Raw genomic sequence first — 18,922 nt, forward strand, 5'->3', positions numbered from 1 at the left:
GTGCTACGTCAATACGTTTATTTAATAATTTTAATAGTCTTTGTTCACCCGATCCGTCTTCGTGATAAGTTAAGGTACTTTTGGATTTTTCGAAAGTGTCACCGTAACTAGATCCTCTTTGTACTCCAATTCTTTTCCCTTGAAGAGAACTGATGTTTTGGTAATGAAACTCATGTCCTTGTAGAACAACAAGGTTGATAACTTCTGAATACATTACATCAGAATAATCAAATGTTTTTAAGCGTTCTTTATTCTTAGAAAAACCAATAATTCCACCTTTGGCTTGAGAAGCATAATAGAGTGCGCGTTTCCACGGGTAGAGTTCATAATTAAAGGTTTCAGGTAATTTGGAATCTACATATCTCATTATGTCGATTAAAATACCTTTTGCTTTCTTGTCTTCGAAGTAATACTTGGGCGCTTTGTTTTCGTTGCCGTATATGATGATTTCATTTGATAATAGAGCAGAACTGAAGCAATACAGTGCTAACAGACACGAAGTGAGTGCAATGCTTTTAGTTTTTATCATAAGTATTCCGAAATCCTTTTTCGAAGTTGAATAAAACCATTTTAGTTACAAATGAAAGGCCCTGCTTCAAACTTTTTAGCAAGATGTCAGTCGACCTAATATTAATAACACAGCAAGAACATAGATTGGAAGTAATCTGAAAGTATTAGATGAAAAGCTTAGATAAGAACTGAATTTATGCGCTTTTAAAACGAGTAACAAGGCAACCTTTTAGGTTGCCTTGTTAAGTCAGTTTAGAGTAATTGGTTTAACGTATAATAGACCTTAGTTACCGAAGGTTTTTCTTTGCTAACATTACGTAAACTTGAAAAATCGACCACTACTACTTTGTCGGCAGTTAAATCTAACTCAATTTCTGCAGATTTTTTGTCTTCAGATAAAGTCACATTTTTCACTGTTAAGTCTTTTGTGTTGTGTTTATCAGAGCCATATCTGCTGGTGTATTTGTAGTTATATTCATGTACCTTAAAGTGTTTCGCAAGGACATTTTTATCGCTTAGTGCTTGAGTGAAAGACAATTTAAAACCTTTTGCTGTGAGTTTCATGTCTAATAATTCAAATGGCGTTTCACCATTCCAAACTACTTTTTGTAGACCGAAAGGTTTGCCTCCTTTTGCGCCCCAGCCTCTAGCGGTTTGGCCTACCCAAAGTTGACCTTGATTGTCAAAGTCTAGGCGAATGTTGCCACTTTGGAATCCGTCAATAAAGTTAATAACCGCGCCTTGGTATTTACCTTTTACCTTGTCTAACATCACACGGAATATATTCGATTGGGTTTGGTCACCAATAAATATTTGCCCTTCAAATGGACCAAACTTTCCTTTTGATACATCCCACTCAGGGTTGCCAGGTGAGTTAGCCACTTCCAAATGGGGGATCCAAACCACGGGTTTTTCTCGCATCTCATCAAACATTTTGAAGTTAGATTTGTTCTCTCGTACTTTGTCTAAACCAAAATTAGGATCGTCACGCAATGTTACTGGGTGCCCGTAAAATTTGCCTTCTTCTAACAAATGTAATTTAGATGTCTCCACCCAATCACCTTGGTTGTCGGTGTAAAACATTTCGTTATTCGGACTCATGCCTAAACCCGCTGGTGAACGTAATCCAGATGCAAAAGGTGTGAATTTACCATCTGGAGATACTTTGTAAGCCCAGCCACGATAACCGCCACCACTATCCATTGCGCCTAATTTCAATGCATCAGGCACGCCATGACCTAGGTTGAGTGTGCCGTAATAGTTTCCTGCTTTATCTTTAACAGGAGCGAAGTTAAATTCGTGGTAGTTATCGTGAAACTCCCAGCCATCAGCTACACGAATGTAATCATCGGCTACGCCGTCTTTGTCTAAGTCCACTAAACGAGTTAATTCAGGTTTTTGGCCAACCACTATGCTGCCATCGTCATCACACATCAGGCCTGTGGGTTCGTGTAAGCCGTCTGCAAATTTAGTCCATGTATCATTTTTTAGGGCCCAAACGTCACCAAATCGGGTTGCAACGTAAACATGGCCTTGTTTGTTGGTGTCTAAACCCGTGGCATGAAAACGTACGTCTTTAGGCGTTGTTATGGTCTCAATAGAGTACCCTTTGGGAATATAAGTCGTTTTTGCATCTGCAACATTGACTAGGCCAGCGACAAGCAAACTACAGGTAATAAGTGACTGTTTAATTTTCATTATTTGCTCTCCAACAAGGCTAAGTTTATTTGATATGACTGGCCTACTTTGGCTTGAGTGCTGAATTGATTATTACTTATTGTGCCGTTATTAGTGGTAAAACTAGCATTGTCGAGTTGTGGTAAATCAAGAACGAACTTAGAATTTTTTCCAGATATTAAGGTATAGGTTAAGACCAATGACGTATTGCCGTTTGCATTAACCTTAATTGAATATTGATTGTTGCCGAGTTGGTAGACAAATGTCGGATTACCTTGGCGGTTGTATTTATTAAATACACACTTTCCTTCGGTAGGTGTTATGCCTTTGGGGGAGTGATAAACCCACTCACCCAAAATAACCCCGCCGTCTCTGCCTCGACCTTCAATGTTAGGGCCAATATTGACTAAGTCACCTGTCCATACGCCGTTGATTGCACAAGTCTTAGTATTAAAGGCATAGTTAATTTTTTCTGGAAAACCTACCGCAATTGAATATGTGGGTAAGTTAACTATTTTTTTACGTACAACTTGAGGTTGAGACTCAGCCTTAATGTTTACCGTTGCTTTGTTTAAAAATTGTTTGCCACCTGTACTGATCCCAAATAGTTTTTGGGTTAAGGCATTGTCTGCTACAAAAAAGTTAAAGTTCCTTTTATGGTTAGCTCTTGTACCAACGGTAGAATAACGAATTTTAAAGTGTTGTTTGCCGGCTTTAATAGGCCAAGCCACTCTTAACCATTCTTTTTGTGAGGTATCAACTCGTTTACCGTTAATTTCAATTTCAAATAATTCTCGGTAAACCATGGCAAATATTTGGCTAGTTTGGTCTTTAGGTGCGTGTAATTCCCCTTCAAATTCGATTATGTAATCATCCACTTCCGGTAGGGCAAAATCGATTAAATTGTTGGGTGCAGAGCCTGACTTTTTTACCTCTAGTTTTTCTAAGATAGAAAAATCAGCAGGTGCATCTTTATCAAGGTGATAAATTTTATAGGTCAAGTTTTCGAAACCTTGACGTTTTGACAGCACGTAATCCACGATACTTTGTAGCTGCGCTTCAGAATAAACTGCTTCGAAACCAGGCATGCCGGCTTGGCCAAATCCTTTTTTGATGTTGGCTAAAATCTCATTGGGTTGGTCACCGTGCACCCAAGTTTCATCTTTTAAGTTAAATCCGGCTCCGCCAGACAAGTCTTTGCCGTGGCAGGCAGCACAGGTTGTTTCGTATAAATCTTTACCTTCTGAGATAGAGGCAAGTGTGGGAGACGCGTGTAGCGCGAAACAGACAACTGCACCACTGAGTGTTGTTTTGATTAATTTGTGGTTTAACAAGTTCAAAGCACTTCCTTTATTAAAAAATTTATCTAGGTTTAAAGTGTGATGTAATTAGGTAAAACTCGACCAATTATGACCCTATGTTGGCCAAGTTTCACAGTCAACAATATGATAATTTTTAGTGTTAAGCTTATTTTATTTAACGAGCTTTTAGATTTGGAAGGTTTCACCGCTTTTGAAAGGCAGATAAGTGCCATTAGCAGACCAAACGACTTATAGAGTCGAACGGTAAAAATGAGCGAAAGCGGCCATTCAAACTCAAAATATTATACTCTCATTAGGCTGTTAATCTATGCAGGTATAAGTAAACACATTGATATCTGCTCAAAATGGCGCGTTATGTAAATGAATGAAATTCTCGCTTTTCGCACTGATAAATAAATTAATATCAATGATTTAAAAATCTATGTTTTTACATAACGACCCAAATTAATTCTCGTTTAATACAATTCTCGCTTTCTACAAAACGGTACACAGTTGTCAGTACAAAATAATGCTGGTAAGTTACTAATAATATTAAATAAATTGGTGTGAAACGGTGAAAGGCTGGCTCTTTTCAAAATGGAGTTAGCGGGAATTCCGTTTAATACACTGTTATGTTTGAAAGGATTCCTGTGACATTATTATTTCCAATTTTGCTCGCTCTAATAGCAATGACTATCTACTTTTCTCTGTTCTATAGTGGTCTAAAGTTATTTAGCTTGGTTGAAAACCCTATGAAAATAGCGGCTATTTGTACTTCATTTTGTGTAATCGAGTTAATAGCCCAAAATGTTATTTATCAAATATCCCAATACACTGGTTATATTTTGTTATTTGCATTAATTTTATATTTTGTAAAATTTTTAGGCATAACATCATGGCATGGTTTTGTTGTTCCTATTTTAGTTTGGGTGTTGGGAAGTGTTCTTTTAGGCTTTTCAGGGTTAATGTTAGGTCATTTAATGAGTAATCAAACATAACAAGCGCATTAAGTATGGGACGCAAAACACTTGGCTTATGAGAAAATCGATAGTAATTATATTCATTTCACTAGTGCCTTTCTTATCTTTTGGTGGAGGAAGCCATTTTCCTGTTGAAATCACTGATTTCAAACAGAGTCAAGAAAGCTTTAATTTGATAGCAAAAGTACATGTGGTATTTAATTATGATTCTTCAAATTGCAGTGTCATAGAACTAACAGGCGAATACGATAAACAAAGATGGAAAAACCATACCAAGTTAATAAACAAAAGCATTCACTTGAAATCCTTAGAGTTGCTCCAGAAAGCATACACAGATAAAGCAGTTATTAACCTTGGTTTTTTAGGTGGTGGTTTCTTTAAAACGGGGCATTGCTCATACAACAGTAAAGGCTTATTTCATTATGAAAATGGTGTGTATTCAATTTACGGCAGCATATAACAAGTTGGCAAAGTTCGCCGCAAACAACGCGGCTGGGACAAATACTCACTGGGCTTCGCCCAACAACGTTCGCATTTGCCCCTTGGCAAAGCGTTAATGTCCGCTTTAGCGTCTTTAGCTCAATCATAAACTGAATATCCCCAAGGTCAGCTCCTCGCTCGAAGCCGCCATACACATCTTGATTTAATCTCTGTAGCTTTTGATTTTCCTGCGAATGAAACTTACGCTAAAAAGAAATGGGCTTGTCGAATGTCTAGATATGGACATCTGGACAAGGCAATCTTTTATAGCTGGGAGCGGCTTATTGCCGGTTCGAAGTAAAAGCCAATTTCTTTTTAAATAAGGTAAGTTTGTGGAGCGCGGCCTCTTTCTGGATACTCTTTCTTGGCTGTTGAAGAAAGAGTATCTAGCTCGAAGGGATTCGAGTTAAAAACTGCATGGATGCAGGTGAACGAAGTGAATGCTTGGTATGCGGTATGCGCAGCATTTACTTTTAAACAACTTGAAAACAAATACTACAATTCGCTCTTAGCCGTCCATCAAAAAGAAAGCGGTTGGTTAACCTAATTCAGCGGGATATATTATGCCATTCGTGTCATTTACAGACGTTGGGAATGAGATTAAATTAGTGTACATAATGGGTATCGCTTACCAAAGCTAATAAGTATTACCTTCGCCTTACGGAAAAATGTAGTCCAAATCATGAATAAATTAGTCACCTTAGGTCCAAAAGGAACCTACTCTGAAGCCGCTTCTTTAAAATATTTGGAAACATGTGCAACGCCCCATGAAATTGAATTTTTTGGCACTATTAAAAAAGTACTAAATTCAGTGAATGACGACACTGATATAGCCGTTTTGCCTATTGAAAACTTTTCCGAAGGGTTTGTATCTCTAGTCTTAGATCACTTAATTGAAAGTGACTTAACGATTGTTTCTGAAATTTTATTGCCTATTCAATTCTCATTTGTGAGTCATGCAGCTGAGTTGGATAAAATAGACAAACTTTTTGTGCAGTTTGTGGCTAAAGGTCAATGCTCAGAATTCATAGATGGCTTAGAAAATACCAAAATTATTTCAACCCAAAGTAATATTGAATCTTTGAATAAACTAATAGAAGAAGCCGGAAATAGTGCAGCTATTGTGCCCTCCAGTTCTTTTGACCGTTTAGAATTCAAGCAGGTTGTAGCCAATGTAAATGATTATAAAAATAATCAAACCCGTTTCTTAGCCTTAACTAAAAACAGCAGGGCGGGAGAGGTAGATGATTCTACTAACTGGAAAACCAGTATTGTGGTGTTTGATGATCACGATAGACCTGGCTTATTAGCCGAAGTGTTAACGTCTTTTGCCTCACGAAACGTCAATTTAACCTCGATTATTTCTAGGCCAACTAAAATAGAATTTGGTCAATATAACTTTTTAATTGACGTACAAGGGCATGCAGAGCAACAGCCTGTTGCTGAAGCGATTGCAGAAATTAATCAAATCGCTAAAGTAAAAAATATGGGGTCTTATCCAGCCGCAAAAGCGCATGTAAAAGCGGTACAAAGTGTATAAGCATAGACCCCATTTGTTTGGTTTTTGATAGTAAATTTAAACTATTTAACTAGCTGAGAAGTAAACCAGTTGACGATTTCTGTTGCAAGATGTTGGTCTTGTTTTAGCAGTGGATAGCCATGTTCGCCCCCTTTATAAGAGATAAATTTACTTTTTGGGTGGGTCGTTGTTTTAAACAAGGTTTGAGCACTAACGAAGGTATTTCCATCGTCTTCAGCCGCTATGATTAAAGTGGGTTTATTCGCTAACCTTGATTGATATCGAGCGATGTTGCTTTCGCCTTGTGCAGATGAGAAAAAGCCGATAACTTCAATGGGGTTATTCTGTGCTAAGTTTATTGCTTGCCCGCCACCACAACTTGCTCCAATAACGCCGATTTTTCCTTTGCTTGATGTCTTTTCTTGCAGAAAGTCATATGCTTTTTGTACATCTTTGCTCCAATCAGCTGACATGGCACCCCAAGCTTTACGGCGCTGGTTTTCTGGTAGTTCTCTTACCTTATTAACGTCAAACTCAGCATCGGTACTTTCTCCAAATCCTCTAAAATCTATGCTTAAAGCGTGAACTCCCTGCTTAGCCAATTTAAGACCAATCTGGTTATACATAGACCGGTTAAAGTTGCATTGATGAAGCATTAACACCCCAAGTTTGCTGGCGTTGGTAGGAGCATAATAATCACCCTTTACCTCAATGTTTTTGTTGGTCGAAAAACTAATAGGTTTAGCCCAAACTCCAATGGATATGGTTATTAATGTGGCTGTTAATGCAACTTTTAGAATTGACATAAAGGTCCCTTATTATTAAATGAGAATTAAAACTAACGCCATTTAAATAAGATAAAAGGTTTACTCGTTGAAATTAGTAATTGTTAAGGTGAGTGACCAAGTAGGTTGCCTGGCACTGTTTAATCATTTTATAGTTAAACTAATTATACTGAGTTCGGATTAATCATCATAAATAGGGGACGGGAATGTCAGTGAAGCATGAATGGAGGAAAAAAGAGAAGGCTTTGTATTTGCCAAAAGCCAAACCAGAATTGCTTGATTTGCCCGATCTGCAATTTATCACTATCCATGGTGAAGGAAGTCCTGCACAAGAGTTGTTCTCAGAGCTTATTGGTACCCTATATTCATTGGCTTACGGTATTAAAATGTTACCTAAAAAGATGGAAGTTAAACCTCAAGGACATTTTGATTTTACGGTTTATCCCTTAGAAGGTGTATGGGACATTAATGAACAAGCCAAAAAGGTGTTTGATGGTACGGTGAACAAAGTAGATTTTGTTTACGAGTTAATGATCCGACAACCCGAGTTTGTCACCTATGATTTTTACACTGAAATATTCGAAATTGTTAAAAACAAAAAAAGTAACCCACTTTTGGATAAAGTAGAGTTTAAAACGGTATCAGAAGGTAGGTGTATTCAAATGTTACATCTTGGAAGTTATGATGACGAACCTGCCACTTTTCAACAAATGGAAGAATACGCTGAGTCACAAGGTGTATCACGTGTGTCTAAAGTACATAGAGAAATATATCAATCGGACGCTAGAAAAACACCCCCAGAAAAACTCAAAACCGTATTGAGGTTTCAAGTTCAGTAAACAAGCTTAAAGTTAGATGAATGGGTATTACTCCACGATATTGCCTCCTTTCTCCTATACTTAGTGAGATCATTTGTGATCAAATAAACTATGTTTTGTGGAGAAACAAAATGGAAAATCCAAACAAACTATTATTAATTATTAATTATTAGTATTTTGACTTTGCTAGCTGTTGGTTTTTCATACATTAATTTAAACAGTAAAATTGAAGGGCAAGGTGGTGGCGAATTTCAAGCCGCTACTAATACATCAGTGACAATTTCTGGTATAGGTACAAGTGTCACTAGGGTAGTAGGTGGCGGAAATTGTAGTCCCACCTCACCTCAAGTGAAGGCTGAAGCCAGTATTGTAGGAGGAGTCAATGCTAATAAAATTGTTGTCCAAGCAAAATGTTCTCTAGGAGGGACTCCCGGTGTAGCTACTTCAATAGATACTGGAGGAGCAGCCGTGTATAACTCAGGTATAGGCAACCCTGGTAATGGTAAAGCAAATTGTACGCCTACATATACGCCTGCTGCGGGCGGTGGAGCAGCGTCAGCTTGGACTGCTGTGTGTACTTTTTAGTTGTTGTTTAAACTCGACTTTAGATGAATTGGCTTGGAAAGTTCACTTTCCAAGCGTTTTTAGGATTCGTTTTATTGATTGACTATGCTGTCCGTTCCTTTGAAGTTTAATACCACTTCGTAAGTGAGCGCCTATCAAGTATACAACTTAGCAGTAAAACAAATACTAGCTGTTAAAACATATTCAATCTTAGCAGCTAGTATTGCATTACATTTATAGTAAGTTTTTTTCAAAAAATAATACGACGGCTTGTTGATAAATATCCCTATTTTCTTTTTTACTGTATCCATGCCCTTCATTCAGAGCATTCATGTACCAAACTTTTTTGCCATTATCTCTTAGTTCTTTTACGACTTGCACGGCTTCAGTTACTGGCACTCTCGGATCGTTTTCTCCTTGCACAACAAACATCGGGATGTTTATTTTATCTACATTATTATTTGGACTAATTTTTTCAAGGTGAGCCCGCATTTCAGGAATACGTTCATCTCCATACTCTACACGTCTTAAATCTCTGCGGTATGATTTGGTATTCTCTAAGAAAGTTACAAAATTAGAAATACCAACAATATCAACAGCTGCTTTCAGTTTGTCTGAATAATGTACCGCGCTAGCTAACACCATATAGCCACCATAACTACCGCCAAATACGGCAACTCGAGACGCATCGAGATCTGGCTGAGTCGCAATCCAATCAAGTAAAGCGCCAATGTCTTTAACTGAATCTTCACGCTTAAAGCCGTTATCTAAGTTGATATATTCTTTACCGTAACCTGCCGAACCACGTACGTTAGGAGCAATGACTACAGCATCTAGCTTATCCATCCATAATTGGTAAGTACTTCTAAATGCTGGTTTAAATTGTCCTTCCGGGCCACCATGAATAGTTATAATGACAGGCCGTGGCTTAGTTAATTTAGTTTGTGGCTTATAAACAAAGGCAGGGATGTTACGTTGATCAAATGTTTTATAAGTTACCAGTTCAGGGATAGAGAACTTAGCGGTATCTAATCCACCGACTTCACTGTAAGTCCAACGGGTTAATTCAGCATGGCCTAGGGCATCATCTTTTAACTGTAATACAAAACTGTCACTTGGTGATTGTGCTGTGTTGAGTGTTAACCCAAGTTTTTTACCATCTTTACTAAACTCCAAACCTCCTACTAAGCCCGTTGGTATTCCGGAAACTTTTTTAAAGGAAAAGGTTTTGGTATCAAGTAAATACAGGCTATCAATACCATTTTCATTTACTGTAAAAGCCGCTCTATCACCTTGATTGGAAAGTTCAAAAGCGCCAACATTCCAGTTTATGTCTTTGGTAATAACGTTAACTTCATCTTGCTTAAATGACTTATAAGCTAGCTGTTGAAATTCACTGTATTCATTAGTGATAAAATACATGCCTTCATCATTGGCATCAAAGGCTAAGCCATAATTGACAGTACCTTTTTCTAAATCACCTGCTAGTAGTTGTCTATGTTTACTGGCTATATCAACCATATAAATACGAGAATCACTCGCGCTAACATATTCTAAAACGATTAATTTTTTATTGTCTTCACTCCAATCCACTGGTCCCCACCAGCTACCATCTTTTGATTCAACTACAATTTTAGAGGCTGCCGTTTTTACGTCCATCACCCAAATATCGTTGGATTTTCCGTTTCTTTTTGTACTTTGATAAGAGAAGGCTTCGCCGTTATTATTCCACGCTGGGGAGCCATTACGTGATTCCCCATCCGTTAACATCTTGCTAGTCCCAGTTTTGGTATCTAGCATAAAAATTTGTGAGTATTCATTTCCTCCTGCATCCATGTTAAATGCGATGTTATTGCTATTGGGTTGAGGAAATATTCCTCCAATAGGTTCTTTAAAAAAAGTTAATTGTTTCCGAGCTCCGCCAGCCTTGTCGACTTGGTGTATTTGATTCACATCACCAAAGCGGGTGGAAACATAAATACTTTCTCCGTTTTCGCTAAACCCTCTAAATGGTGCAGATCGGACATTTTGATAACGATTTAAATCTGTAACTAATTGATCAGGTATAGGGGGAATGTCTTCCATCACTAATTGACCATTATTAGCTGTGGTGGTGATAACTTGCGCAACAGATATAAAAGAAAATGGCAGTAAAGCAATGATCGTGAGTAAGTTAGATCTCAGGTGTTTCATTATTATTATCCTCTTAATTAACAGCTCAATCTTAGCAGAGTTTTTGTAATAAGCTACCTAAGTGTTAAACGTTTTGTTTTGTGTAAGTTATTGTATTTAAAGTGATTTTTGTTTTTTCTGATTTTGGGGATGGATTGTATATATATGTGAATAGAGGGAATTGTTCGGCACATCTAAACATGTGAAATACCACTTTTAAAAATGCCAACCTTTCTCATAACGAGTAAAAGCGCCTTTTAGATTCTTTGTACGTGAAACCTAAACTGTTTTAAACAGTACCTACTATGACAATTAGTAGGTACTGATACTTTAAGCTGTAAGTGATTCAATATCACTTGGGCGAGCCCAAGCAAATGGCTTGAACTGTTCATCTAACTCAACACTTAAGGCATTACTCACATAGTTGGTAAATGTCTTCACGCAAACGCCAAGTACTAACTCCATAAATTGAGCTTGGCTAAAGTCTGCTAGTAAGAAATCACGCATACAGGACCTTGTTATTCGGCCTCTGTGCTGGATCAACTGTTGTACCGTGTTCACTAAAGTATTAAACCGAGAGTTAGAGGTGTTTTGTTTGTTGCGTAATGCCGTTAAATCGTTCGGGGTTATATCCAAATTTTGCGCAAAAGCAGTATGCCCAGCTACACAATACACACATTCGTTGGTGGTACTGGTAGCTAACAAAATGATCTGCTGCTCTTCAGGGCTAAAGGTTGAATGACTAAATGCCTGATTCAACTCTGCCAAGCCTTTTAATGCTGAAGGCGACTCGGCAATCACCGCAAAAATATTTGGAATACATTCTAATTTTTGCTCAACAGATGCCAACACCTCAACAGAGCCGGAAGGTGCCGTGTCTAAATTGTGATATGCAAAATGATTCATTAACGTTCTCCTTAATAGTTATGACAAAAAGTCAGCACTAGTTTGGTTCAAGGTCTTAGCTAAAAATACTTCACAACATGCAGCAAAGTGCTTCATTAAGTGAACAAACCAACTTCATTTTATGTAGTGGGTTACTTCCTTTTTGAAACTATACAAATTTGCATTTAGCTTTCACTCTTAGTCTAACCACGCACCTTGTTAAACGAGAGCACACATGCCAAAACCTAATATAAGTAGACGTAAATTCATTCAAAACAGTCTGTTATTTAGTGCAGCAAGTATGCCTTTAGCGGGTATGGCGGGGGATAAGCACAAAGTTGATGGACTTTCAGTGTCGTCGAATGTTTTACCACTGAATAATATGAATCAAAAATTGATGAAATTGCTGAACATCAAATATCCCATTATTCAAGCTCCTGCTGCTGGAGCGGTGACTACTGAGCTGGTTGCAGCTGTGGCCAATAAAGGCGCGCTGGGAGGTCTGCCTCTTACTTGGACAAAACCATCTAAAGCCAGTAAGTGGATAAAAGCAGTACAAGGCAAAACTACAGGAGAGTTTTACGCCAATTTTGTGCTGAATTTTCCATGTGCAGCGCTAGACAAGACTCTTGAAGCTGGGGTGAAAATCATTCAATTTTCTTGGGGCATACCCAATGACATTATGTTGAACAAAATAAAACAAGCAGGGATCACACTGGGCATTCAAGTCACTAGCGAAAACAGTGCAATCAGCGCCTTAAAAGCTGGAGCAGACTATCTGGTGGTACAAGGACTTGAAGCTGGTGGACATGTGCATGCTTCTAGACCTTTAGCCAGTGCCTTAAAACGCATAGTGCCCATTGCCAAAGATATACCGGTTGTGGCCTCTGGTGGTATTGCTAGCGGAGCGGATATTAAACAATGTTTTGCGTTAGGGGCTGCTGGAGTCGTCATGGGATCACGTTTTGTTGCCACCCAAGAAAGCATGGCGCACCCAGAATATAAAAAAACGTTGGTCGAGTCGACCTACGAAGATACCGCTTTTACTGTGTGTTTAAACAAATATTGGGGCAATGCCACTCACAGAATTATCCGCAATAACACCTTTGAAATGTGGGAAGGGGCAGGATGCCCACCAGAAAATAACCGCCCGGGAGAAGGAGACGTCATCGCCAGATTTATCGATAACGATAAAACCATTGTTCGTTATCAATCAAATCCGCCATCAACTGAGGTGACAGGTCAAGTAAAAGATATGGCTATGTATGCCGGAAAAGGGGTCGATCATATCCACGACATTCCACCTGCTGCAGATGTAATTGAACGCATATGGCAAGAATATTTGATGAGTTAGGGTTAATGGCTGGTATGAGTGATAACCTTTATTGGGCTTCAAGTTTCGAAAAAGTATACGCTGCGCTTACCGAGCATTTATTTCGTTCACCAGCCTCTCGATAACTGCGTCCTGCGTTATTCTACCTTCCGTCATCCTTGGGGGGCGCTTGCCAATTGACACATTGATTTCATAGATAAGGATAAAAAAGCGTGAATAACATCTTTCATGTTAGATGACGCTGTGTTTCTGATTTCACCGCAATTAATCTTTGTCTTTAGCAAACATACAATTTGTCATCCAACTCGAGACATTTTTTGTAAGATCACTGCGGCCTACTAACTTTAAATGTCCTTTTTGAATCTGTGCTCCATAAGAGGTTTCACCCATCCAAATGTCAGACATACATTTTACCGAGCAGGTAAAATACACGTCCACTTCTTTACCTGGATCCATAGTACATAAATCAACGTTTTCGTTATTCACTATGATCCACCAATTAGGTTGTTTAGCGATGTCGGTAAAGTAAAATTTGATAATGGTTTCTTGCCCAGCCAAGTATTCTGTTTGAATACTTCGTTTGAGATACAGCATTAAAAAGTCAGGATCAAAGTCATTGGTGGTGAGATGTTGCCTAGTCCATCTCATCCCCCAATCTCCTAAACTGACAAAAATAGGTAATAACTCTTTTGCCGCTGCAGTTGGGTAATACTCATAACCTTTCTGCCCAGATATTTTCTTTTTTACGACTAATTCATAGTTGACCAACGTTTGCAGTCGTTTAGTTAATAAAGCAGGTGAAATGGTGCCAAGCCCTCTTTGTAACTCGTTGAAACGGTTAGCGCCCATTAGAAGCTCTCGAATAATGAGTATGGTCCACTTCTCACCTAAGATTTCTGTACTTTTTGCAATGGGACAAAACTGACCAAATTCCATAACATGCTCCTTTCTCGTCGACCATTTAATCTTAACTTCATAAATAAAAGTTAGATACTTCACAAAGTGTAGTTAATAACTTCATAAAGTGAACTTATTAAAATTCAGCAAGGCAATAAACTCAATCTGAGTGATACGCATTCGTTTAAAAAACAGCGGTGTGATGCTGGTTAACTACCTGCTCATCATGCACTTATCGCCAGCTCTTCCAATTTTCAGAAGAGTTGGGGGGATTTTAAATGGAGAGTTTATTTACATAACACGTCAGTACAAATAACCACTGATTGCCATTATTTAATAATAGTTAAAGGAATTTAATATGAACACAACAGAAGAATTTGCCGGCCAAGTCGTGACCGACATGAGCGCCACCCTGTCGGGAGTAATGACCAGTTTAGGCAATAAGTTAGGCTTATATAAAGCCATGGCTTTTGCTGGCCCCCTGACTTCACAACAATTGGCCGATAAACTCAGCCTAGCAGAGAGATATGTGCGTGAATGGTTGAATAACCAGGTGGCAGGGCAGTACCTTCAATACCATAAAAATGATAAAACGTATGAGTTACCAGATGCTTATGTTCCTGTTTTGGCAGATCCTGAAAGCCCAGTTTTTTTGGTGCCGGCTTTGGAAGTAGCAGCTTCTCTTTGGCATGACGAAGAGAAATTACAAGCCGTGTTTCAAACAGGTGAGGGCATTCCCTGGGGGGCTCACCACCATAGATTATTTTGCGGAAGTGAATCGTTATTTCGTCCTGGGTATAAAACATTTTTAGTCAATGACTGGATAGCTGCTATGGATGGTGTTTTAGAAAAACTTGAACACGGCGCACTGGTTGCTGACATCGGTTGTGGCCACGGCGCATCCACTATTGTTATGGCCAATGCATTTAAACATTCAAAAATTTATGGTTTTGATAATCATGCAGAATCTGTCAAAACAGCTAACGAAAGAGCTCAATTAGAAAGTACTAATCACAATGTAACTTTTGAAATCAAAGACGCCCAATCGTATCCTACCACTGGCTTTGATTTAGTCTGTTTTATGGATTGTTTGCACGACATGGGCGACCCTGTGGGAGCGGCTGAACATGCGTTAAAGTCACTTAAGCCGGGAGGAAGTTTATTGTTGGTAGAGCCTGCTGCAGGTAATGGGGTAGAAGATAACATTAATCCCGTTAGTCGGTTATATTACGCCGCGTCCACTGCTGTGTGTACTCCTTGTTCTTTGTCGCAAGATGTAGGGCTGGCATTAGGTGCTCAGGCTGGCCATCAACGGCTATCTGAAGTGTTGCAACAGGCTGGGTTCATACAAATTAAACAAATAGCTCAGACTCCATTTAATATTATTATTGAAGCTAAATGCCCCTAGCAAGATACAACAATAAATAAAATTGAAGGCACGCAGCTTGTCTAGCAAGCTGTGAGCAATGGGCTGGTGCAGGTTAAGTTATCGTGAGTATCGATAAACAGTAAGGGTCGATGGTATCTTTATAAAGCTTACGGTTTTTATTATTATGTATAATATTTTTCATATAGTTCTTTTAAGTTGTTAACATTAAACATTATAATTGGGTGAAGCTTAGGAACTCCCTTTTAAGATTTGGTGGTAGGTTTACATTCGTAATTGACACCTGTTTACTTAATCAAAACAAATTACACAATGGCACCGTATTCTATGCAATACGAGTGTGACTAGATCGATGATATGGAACACTAATAATGAAAAATAGTAAAAAGTACCCGTTGGTTCACCAGCGTTTTAAAAACATTTTTTTATCCCTAGCCTTGTGTGTATGTGCATTTGGAGCAACCGCAAAAGACACTGACGATTACAATTTGTCAGCAGCGATGCAGCCGGTTGCACAAGAAAATGTTTTTCATGATGATGAATATTTCAACTGGGGTTCAACCATTGTTAAAGGTAAAGATGGAAAATATCATTTGTTTTACGACCAAATGCCTAAAAAACATGGTTTTTATTCTTGGTTAACCGATGGCATTGTATCCCGTGCGGTTTCTGATAGCCCAACGGGGCCGTGGACAAAAGTTCAAGAAGTCATGGGTGGAAGAGGCGATGGTCATTGGGATCAATACACAGTGCATTGTACTAAAGTGTATGAATTTGACGGCAAATATTACCTTTATTATATGTCGACAAACTCAGGCATTACGGACTTAACCAAAGAGCAACTTCAAGAAGCCCGCGGTTCTAATTGGAAGCCGGGTAATCTGAGAAATATGCTGCGATTAAATCAACGTATTGGGGTTGCGGTTGCTGATAATATCGAAGGACCGTGGAAACGCTTTGATAGACCGGTATTTGAACCTCAATTACCCATTGCCAATCAGTCAAATAATGTCACTGTGACTAAGCGCCCTGAAGGTGACTATTTAATGGTTATTCGCGGTGATCAACCGGATCAAAAACCCCATGAAATTATCCGAATGCAGGCTGCGTTATTAGCAGACAATCCTCTAGGCCCTTGGAAAATGCAACATAAACCAGTGGTCATTAATTATAATTCAGAAGATCCGGAAGTTTGGTATGACGCCCAGCGTAAGCGATACTATAACTTGTATCATGCGTTTGGTTATATGGGCATGTTAACTTCAACCGACGGTTTAAATTGGGGAAGAGCCAAACATTATAAAGTGGCTGATAAAGAGTATGTCACCACAACAGGGGAAACCGTGGAAGTTCATCGATATGAGCGAATGGGGATATATTCTGAAAACGGTAAACCGCTGGTAATGACAGCAGGCATATTTTTGAAGAACGGAGATACTCATTCGCTATTCATTCCGCTCAAACAATAAGTTTTTTAGATAGCTGAGTTGTAGTGTTCGTTGTTTTGTATTTTTCAAGCAACGAACACTAAATGTTGATTTCGTTATTGGTCGGCGCGTTTTAGTTGTATTTAGCCCGTTACTGACGCTTTTAATTTGTGAGTTGAGTTAGCGAGTTACTTCTCTAACATGTCTAATAAACTTTCCGCTTTGTGAAAGCCATACATGATCTTTCCATCTTCAAAAAATATCGCCGGGGTGCCTTTAAGGGACAGATCTAATGCGAGTTGATGTTGAGCTATGATAGCTGTGTCGTCGCACTCTAGCAGATCCATTGTTTGATTTTGGTACATTTTATTTATGCTTTGTTTAGGCGTTTCACTACACCAGACAGAGGCTATTTTTGAAAAAGACGGTGAATGTATTCCTGCTCTAGGGAACGCTAAATAAACCACTTCCACACCCATCGCATTGAGTTTGGGGATCTCCTGATGGAGCTTGGCACAATACGGGCAATCCACATCAGTAAACACATTAAGTTGATGTTTTTTAACCCCAGTAGCCGGATAAACAATGGTATTTTTCTTAGGCACTTGCTTTATTTTCTGAATATTTTTTTGCGATTGTTTTAGTTGTACAACATCAGTGACTTTTCCACCCGCTACCTTAAACATTTGACCGGTAAATATGTATTGGCCGTCTTCGGAGCTATAAAATACTTTGTTGCCTTGAACACTCACTTGATATATTCCGGAGATAGGAGTGTGTTCAATATTGGTAACGGTTAAACCTGCTGGACCATTTTTTAAACCGTTAATAATACTATTCTTAGTCTCTACTGACACCTCTTGGGCTATTCCAGGTTGAGACAATAGGCATATCGCGAGTAAAACGCTGTTAAAGAAAAAGGCTAAAAAAATTTTGATAATTACACTCTTATTTTTATGCTGTTGAAAGGGAGTACTTTAAATCTTCAGCTTGATTTGTCTATACGCAAAACCACTTAGTCCTAAATATTGTTATCGAGAGGTTCGGCATATCCAGTATTTAGGTTACGTATATTTAGCCTCCATCACTTGCAATTGGAGGCACAATTCTATTGTGCTGATTTTTATTATCCAGTCTGGATATCCTTTTTAGGTACTTCTTTATATAAGCTGTACTAAATGCGAAATCGCCATCTGGCACTTGTTTTTCATAATTAATTCAATAGATTTGTATTTAAAATTAGTATTTTATGTGTAATATATTATTTTGTCAGGAATGATTTGATACAAGGGTTTGATACGTAATGATTTATCTAAATAAAATAGGGTACGCAGCGAGTAAGCTGATTACTTCTGTGGTGATAGTGGCTGGCTTATTAGTGGGATGTGGCAGTGAAAAATCCAGTACAGTTGAGCAGTCACCACAAACTGCAAAGCAATCATCCGCATCATCAACACAAGCGGTTAAACCTAACATCGTCATATTTTATGTAGATGATTTAGGTTACGGTGATTTAAGTAGTTACGGCATGACGGCAACTCAAACACCTAATGTTGATGCTTTAGCCGCTGACGGGATCCGCTATACCGATGCTCATAGTTCTGCGGCAACCTGTACCCCATCTCGTTATTCGTTATTAACAGGGCAGTTTGCCTTTAGAAATGACGCAGCAATTCTGCCGGGTGATGCCCCTTTAATTATTGATCACACCAAACCTACCTTACCTAAAATGTTAAAAAAGGCGGGTTATAAAACCGCTGTGGTGGGTAAATGGCATTTAGGCCTAGGTGATGGCTTTGTTGATTGGAATAAAGATGTTAAACCTGGTCCTCTGGAGCTTGGGTTTGACTATAGCTTTTTGATGCCAGCTACTGGTGACCGAGTGCCTACCGTATATTTGGAAAACCATAAAGTGGTGAATCTAGATCCAAATGATCCAATCACTATTAGTTACGAAGAGCGTATTGGTAATCGCCCTGTAGGCACTGAAAGCCCTGAACTATTGAAACAAACGGCTGATTTGCAGCACAGTAGAACCATAGTTAATGGGATCTCTCGTATAGGTTGGATGGCAGGTGGTAAGTCTGCTGAATGGGTAGATGAAGATTTTCCTCATGTTTTTACCGATAAAGCCAAAGACTTTATTAAAGACAGTAAAGATGCGCCTTTTATGTTGTTTTTCCCGTT

At 38.7% G+C, this 18,922-nt stretch carries 19 protein-coding genes; 11 read left to right on the forward strand and 8 right to left on the reverse strand.

Annotated features, from left to right (window positions below; all coding sequences use genetic code 11):
• The 3 genes from ACSHXM_RS15830 to ACSHXM_RS15840 form a co-directional block, all read right to left on the reverse strand.
• Nucleotides 1–529: substrate-binding periplasmic protein (locus ACSHXM_RS15830; protein ID WP_435690203.1), on the reverse strand; the 529-nt coding region annotated here is incomplete at its 3' end.
• A gap of 233 nt (nucleotides 530–762) precedes the next feature.
• On the reverse strand, nucleotides 763–2,208 hold the full coding sequence (locus ACSHXM_RS15835; protein ID WP_435690205.1) for a DUF7133 domain-containing protein: 1,446 nt from the start codon (nucleotides 2,206–2,208) through the stop codon (nucleotides 763–765).
• A complete protein-coding gene (locus tag ACSHXM_RS15840) occupies nucleotides 2,208–3,527 on the reverse strand; it encodes a c-type cytochrome (RefSeq protein ID WP_435690207.1) in 1,320 nt (439 codons plus the stop codon). The genes ACSHXM_RS15835 and ACSHXM_RS15840 overlap by 1 nt, the downstream gene beginning before the upstream one ends.
• 611 nt (nucleotides 3,528–4,138) lie before the next feature.
• Here ACSHXM_RS15840 and ACSHXM_RS15845 point away from each other — a divergent pair.
• From ACSHXM_RS15845 to ACSHXM_RS15860, 4 genes are all read left to right on the forward strand, one after another.
• Nucleotides 4,139–4,486 (forward strand): hypothetical protein, encoded by a 348-nt coding sequence (locus tag ACSHXM_RS15845; protein WP_435690209.1) that lies wholly within the window; start codon nucleotides 4,139–4,141, stop codon nucleotides 4,484–4,486.
• Nucleotides 4,487–4,523: 37 nt separating this feature from the next.
• On the forward strand, nucleotides 4,524–4,928 hold the full coding sequence (locus ACSHXM_RS15850; RefSeq protein ID WP_435690211.1) for a hypothetical protein: 405 nt from the start codon (nucleotides 4,524–4,526) through the stop codon (nucleotides 4,926–4,928).
• Between the two features lie 384 nt (nucleotides 4,929–5,312).
• On the forward strand, nucleotides 5,313–5,495 hold the full coding sequence (locus ACSHXM_RS15855) for a hypothetical protein (RefSeq protein ID WP_435690214.1): 183 nt from the start codon (nucleotides 5,313–5,315) through the stop codon (nucleotides 5,493–5,495).
• A gap of 135 nt (nucleotides 5,496–5,630) precedes the next feature.
• On the forward strand, nucleotides 5,631–6,488 hold the full coding sequence (locus ACSHXM_RS15860; RefSeq protein ID WP_435690216.1) for a prephenate dehydratase: 858 nt from the start codon (nucleotides 5,631–5,633) through the stop codon (nucleotides 6,486–6,488).
• A 41-nt stretch (nucleotides 6,489–6,529) separates the two neighbouring features.
• Here ACSHXM_RS15860 and ACSHXM_RS15865 read toward each other — a convergent pair whose 3' ends face one another.
• Nucleotides 6,530–7,273, reverse strand: coding sequence for an alpha/beta hydrolase (locus ACSHXM_RS15865; RefSeq protein ID WP_435690218.1), 744 nt, complete (start codon nucleotides 7,271–7,273; stop codon nucleotides 6,530–6,532).
• A 185-nt stretch (nucleotides 7,274–7,458) separates the two neighbouring features.
• Between ACSHXM_RS15865 and ACSHXM_RS15870 the strand changes: the two genes are divergently transcribed.
• Nucleotides 7,459–8,091, forward strand: coding sequence for a GyrI-like domain-containing protein (locus ACSHXM_RS15870; protein ID WP_435690221.1), 633 nt, complete (start codon nucleotides 7,459–7,461; stop codon nucleotides 8,089–8,091).
• Between the two features lie 156 nt (nucleotides 8,092–8,247).
• A complete protein-coding gene (locus tag ACSHXM_RS15875; protein WP_435690223.1) occupies nucleotides 8,248–8,655 on the forward strand; it encodes a hypothetical protein in 408 nt (135 codons plus the stop codon).
• Nucleotides 8,656–8,868: 213 nt separating this feature from the next.
• Here the strand turns inward: ACSHXM_RS15875 and ACSHXM_RS15880 are convergent, their stop codons facing one another.
• Complete coding sequence (locus tag ACSHXM_RS15880) at nucleotides 8,869–10,827, reverse strand: S9 family peptidase (RefSeq protein ID WP_435690224.1); 1,959 nt, start codon at nucleotides 10,825–10,827, stop codon at nucleotides 8,869–8,871.
• A 309-nt stretch (nucleotides 10,828–11,136) separates the two neighbouring features.
• Nucleotides 11,137–11,712 (reverse strand): carboxymuconolactone decarboxylase family protein, encoded by a 576-nt coding sequence (locus ACSHXM_RS15885; protein ID WP_435690225.1) that lies wholly within the window; start codon nucleotides 11,710–11,712, stop codon nucleotides 11,137–11,139.
• A 214-nt stretch (nucleotides 11,713–11,926) separates the two neighbouring features.
• On the opposite strand from ACSHXM_RS15885, the gene ACSHXM_RS15890 reads away from it, so the two are divergent.
• A complete protein-coding gene (locus tag ACSHXM_RS15890) occupies nucleotides 11,927–13,045 on the forward strand; it encodes an NAD(P)H-dependent flavin oxidoreductase (protein ID WP_435690227.1) in 1,119 nt (372 codons plus the stop codon).
• Nucleotides 13,021–13,149, forward strand: coding sequence for a hypothetical protein (locus ACSHXM_RS15895; protein WP_435690229.1), 129 nt, complete (start codon nucleotides 13,021–13,023; stop codon nucleotides 13,147–13,149). The genes ACSHXM_RS15890 and ACSHXM_RS15895 overlap by 25 nt, the downstream gene beginning before the upstream one ends.
• A 139-nt stretch (nucleotides 13,150–13,288) precedes the next feature.
• On the opposite strand, the gene ACSHXM_RS15900 is transcribed toward ACSHXM_RS15895, so the two are convergent.
• Nucleotides 13,289–13,960, reverse strand: coding sequence for a winged helix-turn-helix transcriptional regulator (locus ACSHXM_RS15900; RefSeq protein ID WP_435690231.1), 672 nt, complete (start codon nucleotides 13,958–13,960; stop codon nucleotides 13,289–13,291).
• A gap of 319 nt (nucleotides 13,961–14,279) precedes the next feature.
• On the opposite strand from ACSHXM_RS15900, the gene ACSHXM_RS15905 reads away from it, so the two are divergent.
• Entirely contained in the window at nucleotides 14,280–15,329 is a 1,050-nt protein-coding gene (locus ACSHXM_RS15905) for a class I SAM-dependent methyltransferase (protein WP_435690234.1), read from the forward strand.
• A gap of 350 nt (nucleotides 15,330–15,679) precedes the next feature.
• Complete coding sequence (locus tag ACSHXM_RS15910) at nucleotides 15,680–16,777, forward strand: glycoside hydrolase family protein (RefSeq protein WP_435690236.1); 1,098 nt, start codon at nucleotides 15,680–15,682, stop codon at nucleotides 16,775–16,777.
• A gap of 146 nt (nucleotides 16,778–16,923) precedes the next feature.
• Here ACSHXM_RS15910 and ACSHXM_RS15915 read toward each other — a convergent pair whose 3' ends face one another.
• Entirely contained in the window at nucleotides 16,924–17,619 is a 696-nt protein-coding gene (locus ACSHXM_RS15915; protein WP_435690238.1) for a DsbC family protein, read from the reverse strand.
• A gap of 419 nt (nucleotides 17,620–18,038) precedes the next feature.
• On the opposite strand from ACSHXM_RS15915, the gene ACSHXM_RS15920 reads away from it, so the two are divergent.
• On the forward strand, nucleotides 18,039–18,922 hold an 884-nt coding region (locus tag ACSHXM_RS15920; RefSeq protein WP_435690240.1), incomplete at its 3' end, for a sulfatase-like hydrolase/transferase.

The sequence above is a fragment of the Paraglaciecola sp. genome (assembly GCF_051252315.1).
GTDB lineage: Bacteria > Pseudomonadota > Gammaproteobacteria > Enterobacterales > Alteromonadaceae > Paraglaciecola.